9 protein-coding genes are annotated in these 8,502 nt (G+C 34.6%); 1 reads left to right on the top strand and 8 read right to left on the bottom strand.

From position 1 onward, the window contains the following. Positions 1-1,746: 1,746 nt before the first annotated feature. Positions 1,747-2,619, bottom strand: coding sequence for a nucleotidyltransferase-like protein (locus tag QA612_RS02200; RefSeq protein WP_278282094.1), 873 nt, complete (start codon positions 2,617-2,619; stop codon positions 1,747-1,749). Between the two features lie 153 nt (positions 2,620-2,772). Between QA612_RS02200 and QA612_RS02195 the strand changes: the two genes are divergently transcribed. Beyond that, entirely contained in the window at positions 2,773-3,126 is a 354-nt protein-coding gene (locus QA612_RS02195) for a YgzB family protein (RefSeq protein WP_278282093.1), read from the top strand. A 276-nt stretch (positions 3,127-3,402) separates the two neighbouring features. Here the strand turns inward: QA612_RS02195 and perR are convergent, their stop codons facing one another. The 7 genes from perR to QA612_RS02160 all read right to left on the bottom strand — a co-directional run bounded on the left by perR (position 3,403) and on the right by QA612_RS02160 (position 8,431). Continuing rightward, on the bottom strand, positions 3,403-3,840 hold the full coding sequence (perR, locus tag QA612_RS02190; protein ID WP_278282092.1) for a peroxide-responsive transcriptional repressor PerR: 438 nt from the start codon (positions 3,838-3,840) through the stop codon (positions 3,403-3,405). 338 nt (positions 3,841-4,178) lie between these two features. After that, positions 4,179-4,478: a cyclic-di-AMP receptor gene (locus QA612_RS02185; protein ID WP_278282091.1), complete on the bottom strand. Its 300-nt coding sequence runs from the start codon at positions 4,476-4,478 to the stop codon at positions 4,179-4,181. A gap of 33 nt (positions 4,479-4,511) precedes the next feature. Next, entirely contained in the window at positions 4,512-5,462 is a 951-nt protein-coding gene (locus QA612_RS02180; protein ID WP_278282090.1) for a D-2-hydroxyacid dehydrogenase, read from the bottom strand. Positions 5,463-5,761: 299 nt separating this feature from the next. Beyond that, entirely contained in the window at positions 5,762-6,199 is a 438-nt protein-coding gene (locus QA612_RS02175) for a hypothetical protein (RefSeq protein WP_278282089.1), read from the bottom strand. A 303-nt stretch (positions 6,200-6,502) separates the two neighbouring features. Next, positions 6,503-7,207, bottom strand: a complete 705-nt coding sequence (locus QA612_RS02170) for a hypothetical protein (protein ID WP_278282088.1) — start codon at positions 7,205-7,207, stop codon at positions 6,503-6,505. Beyond that, positions 7,194-8,066, bottom strand: a complete 873-nt coding sequence (locus QA612_RS02165; RefSeq protein WP_278282087.1) for an ATP-binding cassette domain-containing protein — start codon at positions 8,064-8,066, stop codon at positions 7,194-7,196. The genes QA612_RS02170 and QA612_RS02165 overlap by 14 nt, the downstream gene beginning before the upstream one ends. Next, a complete protein-coding gene (locus QA612_RS02160; protein WP_278282086.1) occupies positions 8,066-8,431 on the bottom strand; it encodes a GntR family transcriptional regulator in 366 nt (121 codons plus the stop codon). Before QA612_RS02160 ends, QA612_RS02165 begins: the two co-directional genes overlap by 1 nt. Between the last annotated feature and the right edge of the window lie 71 nt (positions 8,432-8,502).

Raw genomic sequence — 8,502 nt, 5'->3', positions numbered from 1 at the left:
TCATACTGTTGCGCTGTTTTACGACAGCTAATTAATCATACCAGATTAACAACTCGTCGTCAACAACTTTTTTAAATTAAATCACTTTGTTTTTTCAGCGACTTTATCAATATAACATCTTTCCAAATACTATGTCAACATCTAAAATAAATTTTTCATTTAAGAAGCATTTATTTTTTTAGCGACGTTTAATAATTTAACATCTTTATTTTAAAAAATCAATACCTAATTTATACTCAGAAATAAAAACATTTAAAAATTATTCTTCGATCTGTTCATTAGCATACTATTGCACAACTACAAAATACTTAAACGTGAAGAAACTTATTAATGTAAAGGAATGTCCAATACCTCATCGAAGCTTTCTACTATAAGATACAACATCACACTACACATGAACTAACTTATTATACATTTTATATAAATCCTTTTTTCTACCCTCAAAATAAGAACCTTTCAGGAATGGAAGGGAGACGACTCCAACGGGAAAAGCAATAGCAGAAGACCCGACAATTCGGCACGTTAGTGCGAAGTGTGGAGACTGAGGCATTGCCTGTGCAGCCAGGATTGCAGGATTACGCCATTGCCCACTGGACGTGGGCAATGGCGTAATCGATTCGCAGAAGCGGATGAACTCCTCTTAGTAAGAATAATTTCACCCTCCATGGTGCAAGTGTTTTTTCCATGGGCAGTCTACCTGATAATAAAACCATTCAATAGTGAAATGTGATGACCCCAGCAACAAGATTATGCTTCACGAATCCACTACGAGTTGTCACTACTGATGAAGCTTTAGAGAACCACTTGCACAGGTAGAGAAAGAAGCTATCTAGACGACTGGAAAGCATGTAATAAAAAAAATGCGGTAGAATAGGGAGCTTCTATCTTCCCGGAAAATATTGTTTATGTCATTTTCGGAAAATATAGAGAGCTTCTAAATGACTCCAAAGCTACCCTGAAAATACGCAGTATAAAAGTTCAACGAAGTATGTACAAAATGCTTATTTCCATCCCCCATGGTGCAAATATCAACTTGCATCGGCGGTCTACCCTGAAAATAGCTGTTATCGAACTTATCAGGATTAACAAATAAAGGGCAAGTTAATCATTCGTTGCATCCCACTTCGCTTTCCGCGGACGACCTGCCAAGCCTCCTCGGCCGTTCCACTCCCTGCGCTGTCTCGTCTAGCTCGTTCTTCCACTGGAGTCTCACGGGATTCCACTCATTCCAATTGGATTAAAATTAATTTTCATTCTCCATGGTGTAATATCCACTTGCATCAGTGGTCTACCCTGAAAATAGAAAAGGTTCAGGAGTGGAAGGCAGCGACTCCAGTGAGATCAGCACGAGTCTGAAAATCCCCTAACACTTACCGAGTAAGTGTTAGGAAGTTGAGGCCTCACCCGCGGTAAAGAAGACACTGTGAAGCATGAACAGATGTCGCACTTATGCCTGTGGTGAAAGCTGTCACCAGTAACGTATGAACCTCCTTGATGAGTATTTTTATCCCTGCATGGTGTAAATATTTTCTTGCATGAAAATTCTATCCAAAAAAATTAAAAAACCTTTCTTTATGTCTAATATAAAGAAAGGGATTGAAAATACTATTTTTATAAACAAAGAAAACAAACGAATTTCTTGCGCGAACACTATGATTCTTTCTATCACACCCATATAGTGTACATCTTCATTTGTAATGTCGAGTCTAACTGATAAAATTTAAAAATGATAAAAATTAATTACCACTACTTCTCATTCACTTGATAGTATCGATGAAATATTATCTTTCCTTTTGTTTCTTCTTTCACTACATTTATGTAACCTTTTTGAACTAGATACTCTATAAGAATCGTTAAATCTAATGAATAATCGTGCATTCCTAGTTCTTGTTTAATTTCTTCTATTGTCCAAGGGGATTCCTTTCTCTTCATTAATTCAATAATATGCGTACTACCTAGCTTTGTCTTTGTTATTAATTCAAATTCATTTGCAAGTAGCAATAGTTCTAACTTTTTTTCAATAGACTCATTCCCTGTAACTAATTCTGAATATAGCTTATAAATTTCAGGCTCTATTTGCTTTACTTGCTGCCAAACAGTTACCTCAGGATAAAAACCATGGTCTATGATAGATACTCTAGCTAAATGATGAAGCGCATGAACAATCTGATTGTATGCATCTAAATAATGTTTTTCATAAAATAATGCTTTTCCGTCTTTAAAACGTCTTATAAGTTTAGAAAACTCTACACCAATCTTTATTTTCCTTTCTTCAATTGGGAAATCTAACATCTGGTGCCTAAAGTTTGTAATGTATTCATTACGATCATATACTACCTTCCCATTCATTAACCAATCCACAATTCTTCTATTTGAGCTATTTAAAAGCCAATCTTTAATTTGTGCTGTACTTACAAGATGCATAGCAGCTTTATAGCCATTATATGTGTAGTGTTTAATTTCCCACGTAGCTTCATTTTTAGAATTTACAACTAATAGAACAACATCAAAAAAATCTGTGTTAGAGTCTACCTTTGATCGCCGATCTATTTGAATAATACTTAAAGTTTCGTCATTGTTAGATCGATCTTGATAGAGCTGTCTTAAAAAGTTATCCATGAGGAAATGCCTCCTAAAGCGTTTTTGAACATTCTTAATACCATAAGTTCGACACCTTTCATTAAAAACCTTCTTCCAATATTCTTTGTTCGATTTTCTCCATGGTTTCGTTTCATTAAAATGTGCTATACTTTCATTTTAGGAGGGTTAAATATGGGAATAAAATATTCAAATAAAATTAATAAAATTAGGACTTTTGCTCTCGTTCTTATTTTTGGCGGTATCATTATTATGTATCTTGGATTATTTTTTCAAAGAAGTGCTCTCGTAATGACACTGTTTATGCTTCTTGGTTTTCTTTGTATTATCGCCAGTACGGTAATTTACTTTTGGATAGGTATGTTATCGTCCAAAGCTGTACACGTCGTTTGTCCAAGCTGTGAAAAACAAACGAAAATGCTTGGTCGCGTTGATGCTTGTATGTATTGTAGCGAACCATTAACCTTAGATAAATCACTAGACGGTAAAGAATTTGACGAAAGCTACAATCAAAAAAAGAAGTTTTAAGAAGGAAACCCCTTTTCGTATTTTATTTAAGCGGATTGGGGTTTTTTATTTTCCGATCGGCTAGAACACTCATTGACTACCGTGTTTACCATTTGTTCTCCTTTCCGACAGACAAGAACGATTCTTGGCTACCGCATTCCCTTTGAAATTTACCTTCAATATATCAAGTCTCTCCCACACCATTCATAACAACAATCAAAATCGAATTAACCGAAAATGTGATTTTTCAATCCAAAAAAGCACAAAAAAATAAAGCTGGATAGCTCATCCAGCTTCTTAATGTTGTTGGTGTTTATTACAATCTGGGCATAATCCATAAATCTCCATGCGGTGGTCCTTTACCTTAAAGCTTGTTACATGCTCAGCTAATGTTTCCACTTCATCTAATCCAGGATAATGAAAATCTACAATTTTACCACAATCATCGCAAATGACATGATAATGATCAGAAGTATTACTGTCGAATCTGCTGGAAGAGTCACCGTACGTTAATTCTCTAACCAGACCGACATCTTTAAACACACGTAAGTTATTGTAGACAGTCGCAACACTCATGTTTGGAAATTTCCCTTCCAACGCTTTATATATCTCATCTGCCGTTGGATGACTTTTCGCATTAAATAGAAATTCTAAGATTGCATGGCGTTGAGGAGTCATGCGAACTTTAGTGCTCTTTAAAGAATGTAACGCTTCTTGAAGTCGATGGTTTTCCATTTTCTTCACCTCTTCCAAAAAACATTCTTAAATTATAATATTTATAAATAGTATACATAATGATTATAATTTTTGTCAATGTTAACACCATTTATAAATAAGTATATATCGTAAAGCGAAATTGATTCAAAAAATATAACAATTCATTTTTATTGAATGAGTTTATGATTTAGAATCCTTTTGGATCGCGGAATAAGAAAAAAGAATACTTCCATAAATAAATTAAATCTTCAATAACGATTTATTTATTAGTGTGGTTAAACAATTAACGATTTTCACCAAGACATCAATAACATCATGTGGAAACCATCCGGCTTATTTAGGTCCCAAAGGTAAGGTTATTTCAAGTGACTCAATAAAGGAACAACATCTTTCACACAAATGACAAAGGATGTAAATCGGCTATCAGTATGTTTTAGTTTCCCTTTTTTCTCTTCTACCTTTAAACAAATTTTCTTCATTTCTTCTTTTAGCGTTCCCACATCTTCGTTTTCAAGTCCAAAGAGAAAAGTTGTGTTCCCTTTTTTGAGAAATCCGCCAGAACTAGCAAGCTCCGTCATACGATACCCTTTCCCCTTTAATTGCTCCTCCATTTTCTCTGCATAGCGATTATGAACTACACAAACCATCAACTTCATTAATAATCCCTCCTCCTTATGGATGATAAATGGTTAATACCCTTTATTTAAATCTATTTTATTAATATAGTTCTCTTGCCCTAGTAAAAATTCCTTCAAATTTAATTCAAAGATATCAATTGCTCTAGGCTGATACTCGGGTGATATTCCTGAAATATGTGGTGTAACAGTCACACTTTCCATCTCCCAATAAGGGTGGTTTTCAGGTAAAGGCTCTTCATCGAATACATCTAATGCAGCATGAGCTAGTTCACCATTATTTAATGCTTCAATAAGATCCTCATCTTTAATGACGTTTCCCCTGCCAATGTTAATTAAAATGGCTTCCTTCTTCATTAATTTAAATTCATTCATCGCAAGAAGGTCGTCTGTTTCTTTCGTTTTAGGTAAAACACCTACAATAAAATCTGATTGCTTAAGAAGAGATTCCAACCCTTTATATGTGACAATGTCATCAAAGTTCTGTACTTCTCTGCCGCTACGGTTTAAGCCAATCGTTTTCATTCCAAAAGCTTTTGAAAGACGAGCAATTTCTTGTCCGATGGATCCAGCTCCTAAAATTCCCACTGTCTTTCCGTGTAGTTCAGTCATTTTTATTTTACGTTCCCAACGCTTATTCTGTTCATTCTTTATGAACGATTTTGCCTCTCGTGCAATTTGAAGCATCATCGCTATCGTATACTCCGCCATTGGGATTTTATGAATTCCACTAACATTTGTAACAAGGATGCTGCGTTTTTTTATGGCTTCGAATGGTAATTGATCAATACCAGCAGAAATAACCATAATCCATTTTAATCGAACGCATTTTTCTATATGTTTACTCGTTACATCCTCTCCATATGTAATCAATATATCAGCATCAAGTAATTCTTTTTCCGCAGCCTCTATATTTGTGTAAAAACTAAATGAAAGCTCTGGATAATTTGTAACTAATCTCTCCCTTATATCTCTTCTAATCTTTGCAGATGAGACTACCTTCATATATATCCTCCTAACAAGCTTTTAAATAATGAAAATTATTTTTACTTATCATACCACAGCACCATCTCCAAAAAACATAGTGACGCCTTACCTATTATACATGCATGATCTATTAATCCCTTCCCCACATTAAATAGAAAAGGCGAGGCTTAAAGCCTCGCCACCAAAAGAAGCACCAGATCAATAAAAGAGGGATTGTTATTGTCACCGTTCTCCCTTTCACTATATGTATCTCACTAATAAAAGTATGGACACTTGTACCGCTAATGGAAATAATAATGAAATTACCCAGTCGTCATTTAATTGCCATCTAACGGTAATCTAAAGTGAAAAAATTCAGACCTTATTTCGCCATCTTGTCGCCAATTCATCATTAATACACCGTCGACATCGTCTGACTCTAACTCTTCACAAAAATCACAAAGCTCCGAATATAAAATTGTCTCCTCAAATTCGTCCATCTCTAGATCTTGATAAAAGAATCCACCATGGTCTGTATTCACAAAAAATTCAATTGCGTCAATCACTACATCATCGCGTTCAAATTCTAAGTGTACCCCAAGGTTCGGTAGATCCTCCGAGCTTTCTTCTAAAAATATCGTCATATCCCAATATTGGGACCATCGTTCCTGCGTACTAAATGGTTCAAAGGATTCCTCTTCATAGCTATCACCGAGGAACAGCATAGCGCCCCCCACAATTACCGCAATGACTAAAAACGGGATAAATTGCTTCAATTTGTTCACTCCAAATTATTTTATCGTCCTAGTAAATTAATATATACTACGTAATTATTCTATTAATCATGTACAAAATGAGTAATGAAAGAAGCTAATTATGAAGAAATTTCATTCTTATTCCTTATTGTATCAGATAGACTACAAGTTTTGTTGTAAAAAAATCCCTTATAAAAAGAAAATATTAATCTCTAGTAATAGAGGTGTCTGTCCTGAAAATAGAACAGTTCAGTAGTGAAGGGCAGCGACTCCAAAAGAAAAAGAAGCAGCCTTACATAAGGCCACTCCTTTCTTCCTAGATTATTAGGCTGGTTTTTCCCGAGAGAAGATTTTAATTTGTTTTGTAAAAAAATACGGGAAACTCAACAAAATTACACTACATAATAAAAGGAGACTAACTAAGCTTAGATAAGAAGCATCATATATCCATAACCCAAGGTCACGCCAATATGGGTGCATCGTAGGTAAGAGAACTGATAATAGAAAAACACCTAAAATACCATAAAGGGGAATGGTGCCAATTTGATGCCATATAATAGAAAGAATATAACTTATAGACGCAAAGAACATAAATATAGCAAAATCCATCAATAGAAAAATAAAGAAGTTAGTTTGAATATTAGCGAATTCTATTACATTATTAATGAACATCGAAATCTCCATCGTTTCTAAGAAATAGCTAAAGGAAGAAAAGACAACATTATGGACGATTGCACTTATTAAACTAAGGATCGTTAAAAATGTTACGGCTCCAATATAAATGTTTTTTCTCGTACACCCAAAGGAAGATCCATATAATAGACATACTTTAAACATACGGGCTCCAGTAATAATAAGAAAAATCATAACCGGTACGTTCGTATTCCAATTCATCACACCAGGGAACGGAATGAAAACACTGAACATAATACCTAATAGAAGAAAAAATAAAAGTATAGACCAAAATATTAATGTGGAACGACTAATTTCTAAAGAAAGAATTTTCCAAACTCCTTTAAGCTCCTTCATGTAAAGTCTCCTCTCCCACTTCTCCATCTGTTTTCCTAAGCAAATAGTCTTGCAAATCAACATTTTCATCAAATTTATCTACTAAACTTTCATCCTCAATCATTAACCGAAGCATAGGACCTATCTGTTTCCTATCTAAAATATTTTCATTATTTATATAAGATGGCAGAGTTTCTTTCTTTCCGTGAATATAGCCTGTTCTCTCCCTTATCCTTTCAAGTGACTCTTGTAAAATTAGCTCTCCATCATGGAGTACAATCAATTCTTCTATATACCTCTGCAGCTCCTGAATATAATGAGTAGAGAGTATGATTATTTTGTCACCAAGGCTATGCTCATCCATCAGTAGGTCATAAAATTTTTCTCTCAAGGAAGCATCCAAGCCATTAGTTGGTTCATCAAAAATTAACACTGGGGCTCCACTGCTCAAACCAATTGTTAACGCTAATGCTGTTTTCATCCCCTTTGACATTTGATTCACCTTTAAACTATCCTGTAACTCAAAAGTTACCAAGCACTTTTTCGCCTTTTCCCAGCTCCAATTAGGGTAAAAATAACTTGCAACTTTTAATGCATCCTTTACCTTCCATAAATAAAAAAGTGGATGGTTCTCTTGAATAAAACAAATTTTCTCTAACACTTCCCTATTCTCAAAAGGAGAAGCTTCATTTAATTGAACGTAACCTTTATTTACTTTAAGTAGACCTGTTATACATCGCATTAACGTTGTTTTCCCTGCACCGTTTCTTCCCCATAAACCGTAAATGGTTCCCGATTCTAACTGAAAACGGATGTTTTTTAAAGCTTCCTTTTTCCCATGAGTGTACGATGGAACATGAACATCTAATCGGTATGTCATCATTTATCCTCCTCCATGAAAAATTTAATGATATCTTCCTTTGTCATTTCCAACCTTTTCGCTTCATACAACATCGGTTTTATAAAGTGATCTCTAAACTGTATTTTCCGTTCATTGATCAGCTTTTCTTTCGCACCTTCATTTACAAACATCCCAATGCCCCTCCGCTTAAAAATAATTTCTTTATCCACTAACACTTGAATTCCTTTAGCTGCTGTTGCCGGATTTATTTTGTAAAAACTAGCTAACTCGTTTGTTGAAGGAACTTTGTCTCCCTCATGAAATTCACCATCTAAAATATTCTCTTCGATCATCTCACTTATTTGTAAGAAAATCGGTCTACTTTCATCTAAGTTACTTTTCATCCGTTCACCACCTTGTTGGTTAGTTACTCAACTAACTAACCAACATACTATAGCATTTATTACCAACTGTC

The sequence above is a fragment of the Evansella sp. AB-P1 genome, from assembly GCF_029688925.1.
Taxonomy (GTDB): Bacteria; Bacillota; Bacilli; order Bacillales; family Salisediminibacteriaceae; genus Evansella.
Note: the sequence above shows the minus strand (reverse complement) of the source record. Positions and strands in the feature narration are given on the sequence as shown.